We start from the raw sequence: 17,438 nt of genomic DNA on the forward strand, positions 1-17,438 counted from the left end.
AAGGAATGAACCTTTTTCGTTTTTATTAAGGAGCTTCTTTTATTCTTCTGAGAAATGAAAGGTGGGTGCTGGATAAATAATTGGCTGATTGATTCGTAGCTTCTTGGTGAGTTGGTAAAAACCAGGAGTTTGGTCACGGTCAAAAAACGGGCTACGAATCATTCATTAAGTTAGGGAACAAATTTTTTTAATACAGGAACTAACGATCGTAGGGAACGGGGTGCAAATCCTCGACAGTCCCTTTCTACTGTAACACGGACGAAAGCTCATTACTCACTGAGGTAGCATCACTTGGGAAGAGGAGCAGGTAGGATGAAGTGAAGTCAGGATACCTAGGATGGTTGGCACTGGGCATGATAACAGGGAGAGTTGTCCAGCATCCATTTCACTGACATACGCCTATGGGCTAGTATGTTTATTTAGATATGGCTGCTGGAGACACTCACTCTGAGTGTCTTTTTTTGATGCAAAGTCTAGAAACATAGGAGGAAATGAGAAATGAAAAAACTGGTTCAAGGTTTGGCGGCCACATTGTTATTGGGGCAAGTGGTGGTCAATAACGGTGTCGCGGTGTATGCAGCACAAACAAGTGATACCGAAAAAACAAGTGCGACGATAACTACAGGGACGACGGCTTCAGAGGCGGCAACCGAAACGACTAGTAGTAGTGCGGTTGCGACAACGGCAACGAGTGCCACATCCCCTAGTGAAAATGAACAGGCAGCAACCTCTACAAGTGAAGCACCAACTGTCTCCCAAAGGGTTCAAGCATTGATTGATGAGATTGGAGCACTGAAACTCGATGAATTGAAGGCAAAGGATCAAAGCCGAGTTAATGAACTGATTGAACGCTACAACCAGTTAAGTGCAGCAGAAAAAGCGCAAGTCACCAACGCTCAAACGTTGCAAGAGGCAGCTGCGAGCCTTCAAAAATTGATGGATCAATCAAAGGCTACGTCGACTAAGACCATCACTTTGTCGGTGGAAAAATTTGTCCTAGGTCAAGGCTATGTAGTGGCTCCCATGGAAGTTCAATTAACAACCGAGATGAATTATGCACAAGTCTTGGATGACGTTTTTGCAAAACAAGGTCTGCAATACAGCCATACGGGAACGCTGGGAAGTAATTTCTATCTATCGGGAATCGAAAATGCGGACAATGGTCAAACCAAAGTGCCCCAAGAGCTCGTTGATTTTAGCGGGAACGATGCATTGAAGAATGCGACGAATCAATTCGGTAGCACTTTGAGAGAATTCTCTTACACGCCTATGTCTGGCTGGCTGTATTCCGTTAACAACGACTTTCCCGGTGTGGGGATGGGGAGCAAAAAACCTCAAGACGGGGATGTTTTCCGGGTCCAATTTTCCTTAGTTGGTTACGGATCGGATTTAGGTAATGGGGGAACAGGCACCTTGGCGATTGCCAATAAGATGGCATTGACCAAAAAAATCGGGGAAATCAATCAAGACGCGGCAGCTTGGCAAGCCCAAGGAGATGCTTACCAAAAGGCCTATGAATTTGCCATGACCCAATTAACGGATTTGACGGCTAGCCAAGATTTAGTAGATCAAGCGCTGGCAGGCTTAGAAAATCCGGTGACTACTCCAGAAGAAAATCCCGTGGAAGCCGTAAAACAAATGATTCAAGCCTTAGGTGCAATCACTGATTTGGCGCAAAAACAACAAGTCCAAGCGGCCCGGGCAGCTTATGACGCACTGGCTGAAGCTCAACAGGAACAAGTGGGAAAAGCTTTAGTCGAGCAACTAGTAGCCGCCGAAAAGAAAATCAGCCAACTGGAAGATCAAGCAGCAGCTACAAAGGTCAGTGAACAGATTGCGGCTTTACCTGCAGTGGACCAGTTGCAACTAAGCGATCAAGCAAAAGTCACCCAAGCCAAAACAGCCTATGATGCTTTAAGCGACCCACAGAAAAAACTCGTGACCAATTACGCTACTTTACAAGGGGCAGTGGCAAAAATGGCTAGTCTGCAAAAGAGTCAAGACGTGGCGGCTGCCTTAAAGCGGGCGTCCCAAAATATTGAAGCCCGAGGAAGCATTGGGGAGTGGTCGGCACTGGCAATGTCTCGTTCGGGATATCCTGCAAGTGAAGCCATGCGGACAGCTGCCTATAAAGATTTGGCCCAAGAAATTATCCGCGTGAATGGGAATTATGGCAGTAATAGCGGACAAGCCCCTTGGACCGATGCGGAACGGCAAGCCATTGGAATTTTGAGTCTCGGCGGCGATCCGACGAATATCAGCGGTTTTAACTTGATTAAATTAATGGCCCAAGAGGATTTGACCGGAACGATTAACAATCAAATCTTTGGTTTGATTGTGTTGAGCGCTAAAGATTATCAAATAAAAGCGCAAAACGAACAGATTACGCGATTGCTCAACGCTTTAGTAGGGGCCCAATTAAAAGATGGGGGCTGGGCTTTATATGGCAATGACGGGGATATCGATGTGACCGGGATGGCGCTCGGTGCACTAGCTCCTTACCGGGATCAAAAGGCAGTTGCCACTGCCATTGAGCAAGGAATCGCCTTTTTACAAAAGAATCTAACGGGGGATGCCGATTTTTATGTGGACCGCTGGTACTCAGAAGGTCCGAATGCCAACAGTCAAGCCCAAGCAATTTTAGGATTAGCTGCTTGTGGGGAAGATTTAACTTCAAAAAACTATACGAAAGAAAATGGGCAGAACCCGGTTACCCGCTTATTGGAATTCCAGACGGAAAACGGGGGCTTTAAGTGGATGTTGAGTGATGAAACGGATGATCCCCGAGCAACGGATCAAGCGGCTCACGGCTTAAGTCAATTTTTATTCCAACAAAACAATCAAGGTAGCATCTATGATTTTGACAAAAATCCAGTAACGGCTTTGCCCCAAGACGGTGATGCAGCGGCAGCCCAAAAAGTGACGGACTTAATCAATGCTTTACCAGCGCCAGCGGAGGTCACTTTAAAAGACCAAGCAGCGATTAATCAGGCTAGCTCAGAATACAAATTATTGACGGAAGCAGCTAAAAAATTGCTGACGCCTGAAGTTTTGAAAAAATTGCAAAGCTGTCAAGAACGCTTGTATCAATTGGAAAGTGATCAAGAAGCAGTCGATTACGTTCAGAAGAGTCTGGATTACCTGAAATTATTGGATCAAATGCACATGTGGTCTTTGTCCTATGAAAGTTTTGTGACCAATACCCGGAACAGCTACGAAGCTTTGACAAAGGCTCAAAAAGCTTTGATTTCTGGTGAAGATTTGGCCATCTTAGTGAAAGCTGAAAAGGTCATGGAACAGCTAAAAGCAGCAGAAAAAGAGCTAAAAGAGGTGGAAGCGGCCATTAAGAACTTGCCCGAAGCTAGTGATTTGACGGTGACAGATCTTGAGAAGGCATCAGCCGTAGTCGAAAAGTACAACGAATTGTCGGAGGAATTAAAAGCGCGTCTGTCCTCGGATTCGGTGAAAAAAATCCAAGCAATTAGTCAACGCGTGACGGAACTAAAAGCCGATTTAGCTAAAGCTCAACCGGTGATCAAGGGAATTGATGCATTGCCGAAATTGTCCGACTTATCCTTAAAAGATCGGGGACAAATTACGAGCATTCGGGATAGTTACACAAAATTGACCAAAGCGCAAAAAGCACTGGTGACGAACTATGCTACTTTAACCGCTGCGGAAAAACGACTACAGGAATTAATGACGCAACAAGCCAGCTATACGAAAGTCTTAGACGAAACGAACCAATACGTGCTGGGTTTATTTAAAAATTATCAACCAAACTTTACCAATGAATGGCTGATGATGGACTTGGCTCGGAATGGCTACGATGTAAACAGTCCGCTCTTTAAAACCTATTACGAAAATGTGGTGAACTACATTCAAGGGGTGAAAGGGGAATTGCACAAGGTGAAATACACGGAATATTCCCGTCTGGCCTTAGCCTTAACGGCGCTAGGAAAAGATGCCCAAGATGTAGGTGGCTATAACTTATTTGATGCGCTAAGTGACTTCCAAAAAGTTACGTATCAAGGAATCAATGGCCCGATTTTTGCCTTGCTTGCGGTGGATAGTCGCAAGGATTACCACTTTACCAAGCCAGCAGGAGTAAAAGAAGCCACAACCAGAGAAAAACTAATTGATTATATCTTACAAAATGAACTAGCCACTGGGGGCTGGACGCTCTATGGAAAGACCATGAGTGTGGACTTAACGGGGATGGCTCTGCAAGCCTTGGCACCTTACCAAAAGGATAGTCGAGTAGCCACAGCGACCAATCGGGCTCTGACCGCCCTTTCCAAAGCTCAAAACGCCAGCGGAACCTTTGGCAACACCACAACGGAAAATGTGGAAGAAGTAGCCCAAGTGATTACTGCATTGACCGCATTAGGGATCAATCCCGTGGAAGACCAACGTTTTGTGAAGCAGTATGATTTGATTACCGCTTTGAAGAGTTTCCATATTGCAAGTAGTGGTTTTATGCACGTCTTACCTGGAGGCGATAGCAATGGTGGGGGCGCTCCTGGAGCAGTGGATGGGATTGCCACAGAACAAGGGATGTATGCCTTGATTTCCTATGATCGCTTCTTGAAGCAAGCCAATTCCCTTTATAATATGAACGATGTGCCCGTTGAAGCCGACCAGCAAGCGGTAAACAGAGTGGCGGCACAAATCAAAGCTCTAGGCAAGATCACCAGTCTGGATCAACGAAATATTGTGGCTTCTGCACGCTCGGCCTATGAAGGCTTAACTGCTACCCAACAAAATTTACTGGACAATAAAGTTTATCAACAATTGCTACAAGCAGAAAAGACCATCGCCAAATTAGTGGCTGAAGCAGAGGAAGCACAAAAGCAAGCCGATAATCAAGCGGCTGCGGGAAAAGTCAGTCTAGCCATTAGCCAATTACCGGAGCCAGCCTTAATTCGCCTACAAGACGAAGGACAAGTGGCTTTGGTACGCAAAGCTTACAATCAATTGAGCCATGCTGCTCAAGGGTTGGTCACCAATCTTGCCAAATTAACCGCGGTGGAAGCGGCCTTGCAACATTTAAAACAAGGGGAAAACACCATTCAGCCAAAACCCGTGGTGGATACTCCAAGCACGGAAAAGAACCCGGGGCATGGAGGAAATTCGCAAATGTCTGTGGTTACAAAGGGCTCTGGCGCTACACCTTTCATCAAAGGAGGTACCCAAATTGCTCCGGTAACTGCTACTAGCGGTCAAAGCCAACCTGGAACTATCAAAAACATCCAAGGAACCCGTGGTGGTCAAGTCGCTGGCAACCAGGCAGCGACATCTAAGCAAAATACAAAGGCAAAAGAAAAAGCAACCAATGAGGGTTGGCAGTTTGCAGGGGAAAGTTATCAACCAGATGCTAACAAAGCTCATAAGAAAGCTGCTGCTAAAAAGTCAGAAAATCAACAAGTGTCCGTATTCGTAAAAGTTGGTGGCTTGATCACCCTAGGGACGGCCGCTGGAGCAACGGGCTTCTGGTTTTGGAAAAAACGCGGGTAAAAGATGAGAGGAAGTTTGAGATGAAACGTCTAACTGTCACCATATTAGCATTATTAACCGTATTTTTAGCCGCTTGTAGCAGTCACCAAACGGATAAGGCAACCGAGAAAGTGACTCCTTTAAAAATCGAGACCCAATTGCCGGCAGATGGGGTAATCAAAAAAGAGCAAATGGCTACCATCGTGGGCAAAAAAGCAACCTATCGTTTTACCGGGGAGCAAGAGCAGATTCGTTATACTTGGTTTTACCCGGGACAACAAGTCCAAAATCCGGTCACCCAGCATTTGCGGGTGACCTTCACGGACAAAAAGCTAGAGGATATCAAAAAACAAGCCAACAACGCCCAAGAAGCTTTGCAGTTGCACATTGAAAAAATGGAATTGGCAGGCACGCCTCAGTTGGCCATTACTCTGCCGACAAAATGGTCGGTGGACCAAGCTTTTTTGGTTCGGAAAATCAAAGGAAAATTGAAACAAGTCAAAGGCTCCGAGGTTTCTTTGGAACAAGGGAAAACCACCACTTTGAAATTTCGCGTTTTAGAAAGTGATGTGGACTATTACCTAGTAGCTGGAAATAGTCAAAAAGAAGCTAGCAGCTCAGAAAGCCAGTCCTCAGGCGCACCGACAACTGCTACTAGTGAGAGTGCCACTACGGAGACAGAGAATCCGGCTGCTCCAGATGAAGCGACGACTGCCGACAGTGCCACCGGGACGCTGGCAACAACAGAACTTGCCGGCGACAAAGACGCTGCCGAACAAGAAGCAGCGGGAAATCCGTCGGTTACCAACAATCAAAGCCAAGTTGTTCCGGGAGAAAAATCCGAATCAAAAGGCAATTCGGAAGCCGATAAAGAGACGACGCCAAATAAAGAAGCGACGGTCACTTTTTCGATTTCTGCCAAAACGATTTTGAACAACTGGGATCAGCTGAAAAAAGAAAAACAACCATTTGTACCCAAGGACGGCTGGATTTTAGCGCCGACCAAAGTTCCCTTAAAAGCGGGGGACTCGGTTTATGATCTCTTGGTACGTGCCACCCGAGATGCAGGAATTCAGATGGAAGCCAGTTGGACGCCCATGTACGATGCGTATTACATCGAGGGAATCAATCAGTTATATGAGTTTGATTGCGGCGGGTTGTCCGGGTGGATGTTCCAAGTCAATGGCTGGTTCCCCAATTACGGGACGTCCAAATACACGGATCTGCACGATGGGGATGTCATCCAAATGGCATACACCTGTGATTTAGGTCATGACTTAGGGGCCAATTAAGAAACTGATGAAGGAAGAAGGAGGAAGAGTGGCACAGGTCATTCTGCTGAATAGAAGATGGATAAAAAAAATGACGCCTTCATACAGGCCCATCCAATGATTAATTTTCTCTATTATGGTTTAGTGATTGGCATTAGTATGTTTTGCTTACATCCGGTAATCTTAGGGCTATCTTTGATCAGTGGCTTGGCCTATGGCGTTCGCCTTAAAGGTTGGCGGGGGACTTTCAGTTTACTGGTGAAGTTTTTATTGCCGGGGATGTTGGTGGTCGCTATTGTTAATCCAGCCTTTAATCACTACGGGGTGACACCGTTGCTTTATTTGGAAAATGGCAATGCCGTGACCTTGGAGGCTATCTTATACGGCCTGTCTTTAGCCGTGGTTTTAGGGGTCAGCCTCACGTGGTTTAGTACGTATAATTTGGTGATGACCAGTGATAAGTTTATTTACCTCTTTGGCAAAATCATCCCCGCCAGTTCGTTGATTCTTTCCATGGTCTTTCGTTTTGTGCCGAAGTTTCAAAGTCAGTTGCAACTGGTGCGCCAAGGGCAAAAGAGCATCGGCCGAGATATGGAGAATGGTCGCTTGTGGCAGAAGATCAAGTACGCGCTGACGACTTTTTCCATTATGATTACCTGGTCTTTGGAAAATGCCATTGACACGGCTGACTCTATGAAAGCGCGGGGCTATGGGCTAAAAGGGCGCACGGCGTTTGCTCCTTATCGCTTTGACAAAAGAGACGTAGTGTTACTTATCTGGCTAGGAGTTACGGGAAGTATCTTTCTATTAAGTTGGGCTAGTGGTGCTCTTTACACGAGTTACAATCCCCAAATCATGATCAAAGGTTGGCCTTTGACCCTAGGCAGTGGGGCGGGCTTTGTGGCCTTTTTCCTCTTGGCAAATTTGCCTTTGTTTTTAGGCCTCTACGATGATTACCGCTGGCGCCGCTTGTTGCGCCAAGCAAATACCCAGGCAACTGTTCCTTATTATTTTTCAACTGGAGGTCCTTGTGATGGCACTCGTGACGATGCAAAACTTTAATTTTTCTTATCCCGAAACAGATCAGCCTGCCTTACAAGACGTGTCTTTAACGCTTTTTCCCGGGAGTTTCAATGTGTTATTCGGCAAAAGTGGCAGTGGCAAAACCACGCTTTTGCGCCAGTTCAAACCGGTCTTGGCGCCTCATGGGCAAGTCAGTGGGGAAATCTTTTTCGCAGATCAACCGTTAAACCAGTTAGCCCTGCGACAAGAAGCCAGTCAAATCGGCTTTGTCTTGCAAAATCCGGACAATCAAATCGTCACGGATAAAGTCTGGCACGAGTTGGCTTTTGGCTTGGAGAGTCTCGGCTATGACACCCCGACGATTCGCCTGAGAGTGGCGGAGATGGCTTCTTATTTTGGCATCCAGCATTGGTTTGAAAAAGACGTCAAGGAGCTTTCCGGGGGGCAAAAGCAGCTGCTCAATTTGGCCAGTGTTATGGTGTTGCATCCCCAACTGTTGATTTTGGACGAACCCACGTCCCAGTTAGACCCGATTGCTGCTAGCGATTTTTTAGAAACCTTGCAAAAAATCAACCGGGAGATTGGGACCACGATCTTACTGACGGAGCATCGCTTGCAAGATGTTTTGCCCATGGCCGATCAAGTTTTACTAATGGATCAAGGGAAACTCATCGCAGCAGCTAGCCCGAGAGAAATCGGTCAGCAGTTGCAAAAAAGCCAAGGGGATTTATTCGTTGCTATGCCAGCCCCTATGCAAATCGCGGCTCAGTTTACCCCAGACCAATTGCCTTTAACCGTGAGAGAAGGACGTAATTGGTTAACGAATTTGTCCTTAACACCTTTAGCAAAACAGGTAGAACAGCCGCGAAAGATCACGGAAGCGATGATTGAGCTAAAAGATGTTTGGTTTCGCTATGACCGCTCCGAGGCGGATGTGATTAAAGGGCTATCTTTACAAGTTGCCAAGGGAGAATTTTTCGCCATTGTGGGGGGCAACGGTACGGGAAAAAGTACCAGTTTGTCATTAATCAGCCGCATTCGCCAGCCTTATCGGGGGAAGATTAAACTAGGGGGACGTCCTTTGAGAAAATACAGTGAGCAAGAACTTTACCGTAATTTTTTAGGCGTCTTGCCCCAAAATCCCCAAAGTTTATTTGTGAAAAAGACGGTTTTGGAGGATCTTTACGAAGTCATCGATGGGCCTAAGGAGAAAAAAAGCGCGGCGTATCAAGCCCAGATGCAAAAAGAACAAGCGGTCCAGGGAATCGTCGAGTTGACCCAGCTAATCCATTTGGTTCAGCGGCATCCTTATGATTTAAGTGGTGGAGAGCAACAGCGCTTGGCACTGGCTAAGGTTTTATTAATGCGACCTCAGATTTTGTTATTAGACGAGCCGACCAAGGGCTTGGATGATTTTTATAAGCGGCAATTAGGGGAGATTTTGTGCCAATTAAAAGCCCAAGGAGTGACGATTTTAATGGTCTCTCATGACGTAGAGTTTGTGGCAGAATTTGCCGATAGTTGTGGCCTATTCTTTAATGGCAATGTGGTTTCCAGTAAAAGCGCTCAGGACTTTTTTGCTGGCAATAGTTTTTATACCACAGCGGCCAACCGCATGGCACGGACGTATTTCCCTGATGCTGTGACCGTGAAGGATGTGATTGAATGTCTCAAAACACAAGAAATTTCTTAAATGATTTCTATCAAGATGTGCCCAGTGCAAACAAAAAGACCCCGGCGACCTTTGAAAAGGACACCGAGGCAGAGGCTTGGGATAGTTGGCAAGGTCCAGTGGTGCGCCCAGGGATTAGCCGGCGTACGAAAAGCGCTTTGGTACTCTTAGTTTTATTGGTTCCTGCCGTGATTTATTTTGGACTACGCCTGGGCAATCGCCATTATTTAGTGATTAGTTTGCTGTTGTTGCTGCTGGCCATGTTGCCTTTTTTCATGATTTTTGAAGACCGCAAGCCCCAAGCCCGGGAGTTAATCGTCATTGCCGTGTTGGTGGCGATTGGGGTGGCCAGTCGAGGGGCTTTTTTCATGCTACCTCAGTTTAAGCCGGTGGCGGCGATTGTGATTATTAGTGGAGTGGCTTTTGGCGGGGAGGCCGGTTTTTTAGTGGGCTGTATGACTGCTTTGGTTTCCAATATCTTCTTTAGCCAAGGGCCTTGGACTCCGTGGCAGATGTTCGCCCTTGGTATGATTGGGTTTGTGGCAGGGGTCTTTTATCGGCTTGGCTGGCTGAAAACGAATCGCTGGTCGTTATGCACCTTTGGCTTTTTTAGTATCTTTTTCATCTACGGCTTGATTATGAATCCCGCTTCTTTGCTGATGTATTCTGCCACGCTTGATATCAAAGCGCTGGTGGCGATTTTTATCTCCGGGGCTCCCATGGACTTAGTTCACGCTTTGTCCACGGCGATTTTTTTAGGCGTCTTGGCAAAACCTTTTCTTGAAAAGTTATCGCGCATTAAAAAGAAGTATGGGTTAATCTAGTTTTTGAGAGACAGGGCCAGTGTGCTGCTAAGTGGTTACTTTTCCACAAAATACCGCAAAATCGTCTTGGCTTTTTCCGGGGCGGTTTTCCGCACATCAGTAAGGTAAATTTCCCGGTGATGGTAGCCGCGGCGAGTAAGACCTAAATCTTGGCACAGCTGATCCAGTTTGGCAAAACTAGCAGGCTCCGTGTCAAACGGGCCTTTGTGGAGAATTTGGACTGCGGGGCCATCCGTTATTTCCACGAGGCGTACCTCATCCAAGTAAGGGTGAGGTTTTTTTGCTTTGGCTTGTGCTATGGCCGCAGCAAACCATTCTTGGGTGATAAAATCTGGTTGTCGCAGCATGATTTGATAAGTAAAAGAAGCCTTATCGGTTAAGTCCTCTGGATTGGTAGTACTCCAAAGGCCTTCTAAGGGGAAGACGGTGTAGTCTTCGTAAGGATATTGGGCTTGCCAATCTATGGTCTGGGCGAATTTTTTGAAGTTCATTTTCAGTGGATAAGCCAAGGAATAGAGCGCTCCTACGTGTTCGGAAAAGTCCGGTTCATTAGGATCACCGGCGCCGGCAATCATTAAGTATTGTTGCGTGGAGACTTCCACGTATTCGGGTTTGGTTTTGGCTTTGTATGGGTCATGTTTGCGCCATTCGTATTTCAAATGAATCCCTCCTAATCATCCGGAAACTAATCCGGAATATTGGCTTTATTATACCATTTTTGCTGTTTAGGATTAGTGGAAGGTGGCCGGCTTTTCTTGCTTGCAGACAAAACAACGTATATAATGAGAAAGAATTTTTTCGCCCCAGGTGGGTTTACATATAGTAGAAGAAGGGATAAAAAATGATTTACTTTGATAATAGTGCCACGACCCCGATTCATCCCCAAGCGCTGGATGCTTACGTGAAGACCAGCCAACGGATTATTGGCAATCCGGCCAGTTTGCATGATTTAGGCAATCAAGCCAATCGTTTGTTGCAACAAGCCAGAAAACAAATCGCTGAGCTCTTAAAAGTGGGCAGTCAGGAAATCTGGTTTACCTCCGGGGGAACGGAAGGGGACAACTGGGTGATTAAGGGTACCGCCTTGGCAAAACAACAATACGGCAAGCACTTGATCATCTCCGCCGTGGAACACCCTGCCGTGCGAGAAGCGGCTTTAGAGCTAGAAGCACTGGGCTTTGAAATCTCCATCGCGCCTGTGGACCAAAAAGGCTTTGTAGATGTAGCGGCTTTAGAAAAATTGATCAAAAAAGAAACCATCTTAGTCTCCGTTATGGCGGTCAACAACGAAATTGGTGCGATTCAACCCATTGAAGCCATTTCGGAAGTCTTAGCCAATCATCCGAAGATTCACTTTCATGTGGATGCGGTGCAGGCCATTGCCAAAGTTCCTCAAGAAAAATGGCTGACGGAGCGGGTGGATTTTGCAACCTTTTCTGCTCATAAATTCCACGGGCCCAGAGGCGTGGGCTTCATCTACTGGAAGGAAGGCCGTAAGCTGACCCCTCTGTTAAGTGGTGGGGGCCAAGAGGACAATCGCCGCAGTGGCACGGAAAATGTGCCGGGGATTGTAGCCATGGCAAAAGCGTTGCGCTTAGCGTTGATGAAACAAGCAGAACGACCAAATCATGTGGCAACCTTGAAGACTTACTTACAAGAAGCCTTGGCCAGCAATCCCGCCGTCACTTTGTTTAGTGGCACGGAAAACTTCGCTCCCCACATTTTGACCTTTGGCTTTCGGGGGATTCGGGGGGAAGTCATGGTTCACGCCTTGGAACAAAAGCAGATTTACACCTCCACCACGAGCGCTTGTTCCAGTCGCAGTAAGACTGCCAGCTCCACACTAGGTGCCATGCACGTACCGGAGGCTTTGGCGACTTCAGCCGTGCGGATTTCCCTAGACGAGGGCAATACCATGGCAGAAGTGGAACAATTTTTGATTATCTTCCGGCAATTAGCGGAAAAATTTGCGAAAATCTAAACAAATTAAAGGAGCAGGTTCATGATGAACTTAGATTATACCGAAATCATGGTGCGTTACGGGGAACTTTCCACTAAAGGCAAGAACCGCCGTAGCTTTATCATGCGTTTGGCAGAAAATGTAAAAGGCGCTTTGGCGGCCTTTCCCGCAGTGACCGTCAAAGGGGACCGGGACCGGATGCACCTGTACTTGAATGGTACAGACAGCAAACCGGTAATGGAACGCTTGACCAAGGTCTTTGGCATTCAAAACTTTTCCCCCAGCATTCGGGTAGAAAAAGATTTGGACGTGATTATTGCCACGGTGCAAGCCTTGATGCAAAAAATCTACACCGGCAGTGAAACCTTCAAAATCACCGCAAAACGCAGTGACCACGAATTCGTGCAAACTTCAGACGAGTTGAACCAAACGTTAGGTTCCGCAGTCTTTCAAGTCCTACCTGGGATTAAAGCACAAATGAAACGCCCGGATATCAACCTGCGAGTGGAAATCCGACAAAATGGCGCGTATCTGTCCTATGAAACCATTCAAGGGGCCGGGGGCTTGCCTGTGGGTACCAGTGGCCGGGGGATGTTGATGCTCTCAGGGGGAATCGACTCACCAGTGGCCGGCTACTTAGCCATGAAACGAGGAGTGGAAATCGAAGCGGTGCATTTTGCTTCGCCGCCATACACCAGTGAACAAGCCTTGCAAAAAGCCAAGGACCTGACAGAAAAACTGACTCCTTATGTGGGCAAGATTCAATTTATCGAAGTACCCTTTACGGAAGTCCAAGAAGAAATCAAAAAACACGTGCCTCAAGGGTACTGGATGACCATTACCCGGCGGATGATGTTGCGCTTGACGGACTTAATCCGGGAAATGCGTCGGGGCCTTGTGATTATTAATGGGGAATCCTTAGGGCAAGTGGCGTCTCAAACCTTACAATCCATGGTGGCCATTAATGAAGTCACCGCCACACCGATTATTCGTCCGGTGGTGACCATGGATAAGTTGGAAATCATCGACATCGCTCAAGACATCGATACTTTTGAATTGGCGATTCAACCTTTTGAAGACTGCTGTACGATTTTTGCACCACCGCAACCGAAGACGCGGCCAAATCTGGAAAAAGTGCAGTATTACGAAGAACGGCTGGATATTGACGGCATGATTGCCCGCTCTTTGGCCGGTTTAAAAATCTCGGAAATCACACCGGGACAAAACAGCCAACAAGAAGCCGAATTTGCCGATCTATTATAATTTGTAATCCCTAGACCGCTAAAACCTCATAGTAGGCGCCGGCGGTCTTTTTGTTGCTCTGGCAAGGTTTCTGCGGACTTTTCACAAAAAGCATCCCTGGGGAAAACTATTGCATGATTGGCAACTGCGTGATACACTAACTATGTGAAAAAACGAACAAAGGAGCCTCTTATGGTTGATGAATTGCATTTAAAAAACGTACCAAAGGCCACGGCTAAGCGCTTGCCTTTATATCTACGTTATCTGAATATGCTCCAAGATTCCGGGGTCACCCGGATTAAGTCCAAAGAATTCAGTGAGCTGACCCAAGTTCCTTCGGCGACCATTCGCCGGGATTTCTCCCATCTAGGGGAGTTGGGCCGCAGCGGCTATGGTTATGACGTGGCCTATTTAATCGAAGTCTTCAATGAGATTTTGAATACAGATGAAGAAAAGCGCATTGTTTTGGTGGGTTTTGGTAATTTAGGAAAAGCCTTGGCGAAAAACAACTTCCGCCGCAATAACAACTTGAATATCACGGCGGTTTTTGATAGTGACCCCGCAGTTTACGGCCAAAAAATCGACGGCCACTACGTCCATCCCATGAGTGAGTTGAAGCAAGTGGTGGCGGATTTAGGCAGTACCGTGGCGATTTCCACTGTGCCTTCCCAATACTCTCAAAGCGCGGTGGATCAGATCGTGGATGCGGGCATCACGGCGATTTTAAACTTCGCCCCAGACCGGGTGGATGTGCCCAATAACGTTCACGTTCAATACATCGATTTGACCACAGAATTGCAAACCTTGATTTTCTTCGATGAAAATTATCAAAAGAAATTGGCAGAACGCCTGGGCTAAAAGGGGTGCGAAAAGTCGCTGTAATCGCTGGCGTGCTTGAAAAAGAACAGGAGCTAGTAGTGCTAGGCAAACTGCTCGCAATCCGTCTTTAAAATCTTTTTTCCTCGTTTGACTTTCAGAAATTTCCATTGTAGAATGAACCAAGACGTAGAACAAGAGGAGTAGCTGGGACCTAAGGGAAAAGAGAGAGGATGCAAGGCTGGAACATCCTTACCTAAGGCAGCGAAGGTAGCTTGGGAGTCATTGACCTGAAAGCAAGTAGGGTCAGCCGTTTCGTACCCGTTACCGTACGCAGAAAGGGGCAGGAGTTTTCCTGCAACTTAGGTGGTACCGCGTTTCAAAGCGCCCTAAGAGTGATTCTTAGGGTGCTTTTTTTTGTATTCAAAAAGGAGGAGACCAAATGACTGAAAACTTATCTACAAAGTACAATCCCAATGAAGTCGAAGCCGGCCGTTATCAAAACTGGCTGGATCAAGAGTTGTTTAAACCTAATGGCAATCCAGAGGCCAAACCTTATTCCATCGTGATTCCACCGCCAAACGTTACAGGGAAATTGCACCTGGGCCATGCTTGGGACACCACCTTACAAGACATGCTGATTCGCCAAAAACGCATGCAAGGCTACGACACTTTGTGGTTGCCGGGGATGGACCATGCAGGGATCGCCACCCAAGCGAAAGTAGAAGAAAAACTCCGGGAAGAAGGCATTTCCCGCTACGACTTAGGTCGGGAAAAATTCATCGACCAAGTTTGGGCGTGGAAAGGGGAATACGCAGACCACATCAAGGAACAATGGGCCAAAATGGGCTTGTCCTTGGATTACAGCCGGGAACGTTTCACCTTGGATGATGGCTTGTCCGAAGCCGTTCGGAAAGTCTTCGTAACCTTATACGAAAAAGACTTAATCTACCGGGGCGAATACATCATCAACTGGGATCCAAAAGCCCGCACCGCTTTGTCCGATATCGAAGTAATTCACAAAGACGTGGAAGGGGCCTTTTATCACTTAACATATCCATTGGCTGACGGCACTGGGGAAGTGGAAATCGCCACGACACGGCCGGAAACCATGTTGGGAGATACTGCCGTGGCGGTTCACCCGGAAGACGCCCGCTATGCTCATTTAATCGGGAAAAAGGTAATCTTGCCACTAGTGGACAAGGAAATCCCTGTCATTGCCGATGAATATGTAGATATGGAATTTGGAACCGGGGTTGTAAAAATTACCCCAGCCCATGACCCTAATGACTTTGAAGTAGGCAATCGCCACGATCTTCCTCGAGTTAATGTGATGAATGACGACGGCACCATGAACGACTTAGCCGGTAAATACGCCGGAATGGATCGCTTTGCCGCTCGTAAAATGATCGTCAAAGACTTGGAAGAAATCGGACGCTTGCTGAAAATCGAAAAAATGACCCACAGTGTTGGTCATTCGGAACGTACCGGTGTCGTAGTGGAACCTCGTTTGTCTACTCAGTGGTTCGTGCGCATGGCACCATTGGCCCAAAAAGCCATCGACAATCAGCAAACCGACAATGCCGTAGAATTCTTCCCACCACGCTTTGACCAAACCTTCTTGCGTTGGATGGAAAATGTCCACGACTGGGTAATCTCTCGGCAATTGTGGTGGGGCCACCGGATTCCGGCTTGGTACCACAAAACGACGGGAGAACTTTACGTAGGCATGGAAGCCCCAGCCGACAGCGAAAACTGGGAACAAGACCCTGACGTTTTGGATACGTGGTTCAGTTCGGCATTGTGGCCATTTTCGACCATGGGTTGGCCGGATGAAAGTGCACCGGATTACCAACATTACTTCCCAACGAATACGCTGGTTACCGGCTACGACATCATCTTCTTCTGGGTGAGCCGAATGATCTTCCAAAGTTTGGAATTCACTGGGGAACGACCATTTAACAACGTGTTGATTCATGGCTTGATTCGAGACGAACAAGGCCGTAAGATGAGTAAATCCCTAGGGAACGGGATCGACCCAATGGATGTCATTGACAAATACGGTGCCGACGCCTTGCGCTGGTTCTTATCCAACGGTTCTGCTCCAGGCCAAGACTTGCGTTTCAGCTACGAAAAAATGGACGCTGCTTGGAACTTTATCAATAAGATTTGGAACGCCTCTCGTTTTGTTTTGATGAACGTAGAAGACATGAGTGCAGCAGATATCGATATCACCGGGGAAAAATCCGTGGCAGACCGCTGGATTTTAAGCCGTTTGAACGAAACTGTGGCAAAAGTTACGGAACTTTTCGACCGCTTCGAATTCGGGGAAGCCGGCCGTCAATTGTATAACTTTATCTGGGATGATTTCTGTGACTGGTACATCGAAATGAGTAAAGAGACCCTTTACGGTGATGCTAGCCCAGCCCAAGCAACCAATAAGAGCATCTTGGTGTACACCTTGGATCAAATTTTGCGTCTCTTGCATCCAATCATGCCATTTGTCACCGAAGAAATTTGGAGCAAATTGCCACATGTGGGGACTTCTCTAGTAGTGGCAGAGTATCCAGTGGTTCATCCGGAATTCGCCGACCAAACAGCGGAAAAAGGCATGGCCAGCTTGATTGAACTGATTCGTGCGGTGCGTAATATCCGTTCTGAGGTGAATACCCCATTGTCTAAACCAATCACCCTGTTGATTCAAACTAGCGACGAAGTGATCGATCGCTTCTTGATCGAAAACCAAAGCTACATCGAACGCTTCTGTAATCCACAAGAATTGGTGATCTCCCCAGAGGTGAAAGCTCCTGATTTGGCCATGTCCGCAGTCTTAACTGGCGCGACGATTTACTTGCCATTGGCTGGCTTAATCGATATCAAGGCCGAAATCACCCGCTTGGAAAAAGAATTGACCAAGTGGCAAAAAGAAGTCGACCGGGTTCAAGGCAAGCTTGCCAACGAACGCTTCGTGGCCAATGCCCCAGCAGAACTCGTTGACCAAGAACGGGCCAAAGAAAAAGACTACTTGGAAAAACACAAAGCGGTAGCCGAACGGATTGAACAGTTGCAGTCAATCTAAGCTGCCTTTCTACAAAAATAAAACGAAGAGAACCTGGAACCCCAAGTTCTCTTCG

General features: G+C 47.0%; 10 protein-coding genes, 1 riboswitch and 1 other annotated feature. Of the genes, 9 read left to right on the top strand and 1 reads right to left on the bottom strand.

What is annotated here, in order from left to right; all coding sequences use genetic code 11:
- The first annotated feature begins 210 nt into the window (after positions 1-210).
- Positions 211-334: riboswitch (cobalamin riboswitch) on the top strand.
- A 164-nt stretch (positions 335-498) separates the two neighbouring features.
- Genes I579_RS06885 through I579_RS06905 form a run of 5 tightly spaced genes read left to right on the top strand, consistent with a single transcriptional unit; the run spans position 499 to position 10,286 of the window.
- Positions 499-5,517 carry a DUF4430 domain-containing protein gene (locus I579_RS06885; RefSeq protein WP_010754329.1) on the top strand — a complete coding sequence of 1,673 codons (5,019 nt, stop codon included), beginning with the start codon at positions 499-501 and terminating at the stop codon, positions 5,515-5,517.
- Between the two features lie 20 nt (positions 5,518-5,537).
- Positions 5,538-6,788, top strand: a complete 1,251-nt coding sequence (locus I579_RS12535) for a DUF4430 domain-containing protein (RefSeq protein ID WP_010754328.1) — start codon at positions 5,538-5,540, stop codon at positions 6,786-6,788.
- 57 nt (positions 6,789-6,845) lie between these two features.
- Entirely contained in the window at positions 6,846-7,829 is a 984-nt protein-coding gene (locus tag I579_RS06895) for an energy-coupling factor transporter transmembrane component T (protein ID WP_143139860.1), read from the top strand.
- Positions 7,801-9,483 (top strand): ABC transporter ATP-binding protein, encoded by a 1,683-nt coding sequence (locus I579_RS06900; RefSeq protein ID WP_010754326.1) that lies wholly within the window; start codon positions 7,801-7,803, stop codon positions 9,481-9,483. Before I579_RS06895 ends, I579_RS06900 begins: the two co-directional genes overlap by 29 nt.
- Positions 9,456-10,286, top strand: coding sequence for an ECF transporter S component (locus I579_RS06905; protein ID WP_010754325.1), 831 nt, complete (start codon positions 9,456-9,458; stop codon positions 10,284-10,286). The genes I579_RS06900 and I579_RS06905 overlap by 28 nt, the downstream gene beginning before the upstream one ends.
- A 35-nt stretch (positions 10,287-10,321) precedes the next feature.
- On the opposite strand, the gene I579_RS06910 is transcribed toward I579_RS06905, so the two are convergent.
- Positions 10,322-10,945, bottom strand: coding sequence for a GyrI-like domain-containing protein (locus I579_RS06910; RefSeq protein WP_010754324.1), 624 nt, complete (start codon positions 10,943-10,945; stop codon positions 10,322-10,324).
- 182 nt (positions 10,946-11,127) lie between these two features.
- Between I579_RS06910 and I579_RS06915 the strand changes: the two genes are divergently transcribed.
- The 4 genes from I579_RS06915 (at position 11,128) to I579_RS06930 (ending at position 17,383) form a co-directional block, all read left to right on the top strand.
- On the top strand, positions 11,128-12,267 hold the full coding sequence (locus tag I579_RS06915; RefSeq protein WP_010754323.1) for a cysteine desulfurase family protein: 1,140 nt from the start codon (positions 11,128-11,130) through the stop codon (positions 12,265-12,267).
- Between the two features lie 21 nt (positions 12,268-12,288).
- On the top strand, positions 12,289-13,509 hold the full coding sequence (gene thiI / locus I579_RS06920; protein ID WP_034810452.1) for a tRNA uracil 4-sulfurtransferase ThiI: 1,221 nt from the start codon (positions 12,289-12,291) through the stop codon (positions 13,507-13,509).
- A 171-nt stretch (positions 13,510-13,680) separates the two neighbouring features.
- Positions 13,681-14,346 carry a redox-sensing transcriptional repressor Rex gene (locus I579_RS06925; RefSeq protein WP_010754321.1) on the top strand — a complete coding sequence of 222 codons (666 nt, stop codon included), beginning with the start codon at positions 13,681-13,683 and terminating at the stop codon, positions 14,344-14,346.
- A 139-nt stretch (positions 14,347-14,485) separates the two neighbouring features.
- Positions 14,486-14,699 (top strand) — a binding site (T-box leader).
- Positions 14,700-14,746: 47 nt separating this feature from the next.
- Positions 14,747-17,383: a valine--tRNA ligase gene (locus I579_RS06930; RefSeq protein WP_010754320.1), complete on the top strand. Its 2,637-nt coding sequence runs from the start codon at positions 14,747-14,749 to the stop codon at positions 17,381-17,383.
- The last annotated feature ends 55 nt before the right edge of the window (positions 17,384-17,438 follow it).

The organism is Enterococcus asini ATCC 700915, from assembly GCF_000407365.1.
Taxonomy (GTDB): domain Bacteria; phylum Bacillota; class Bacilli; order Lactobacillales; family Enterococcaceae; genus Enterococcus_C; species Enterococcus_C asini.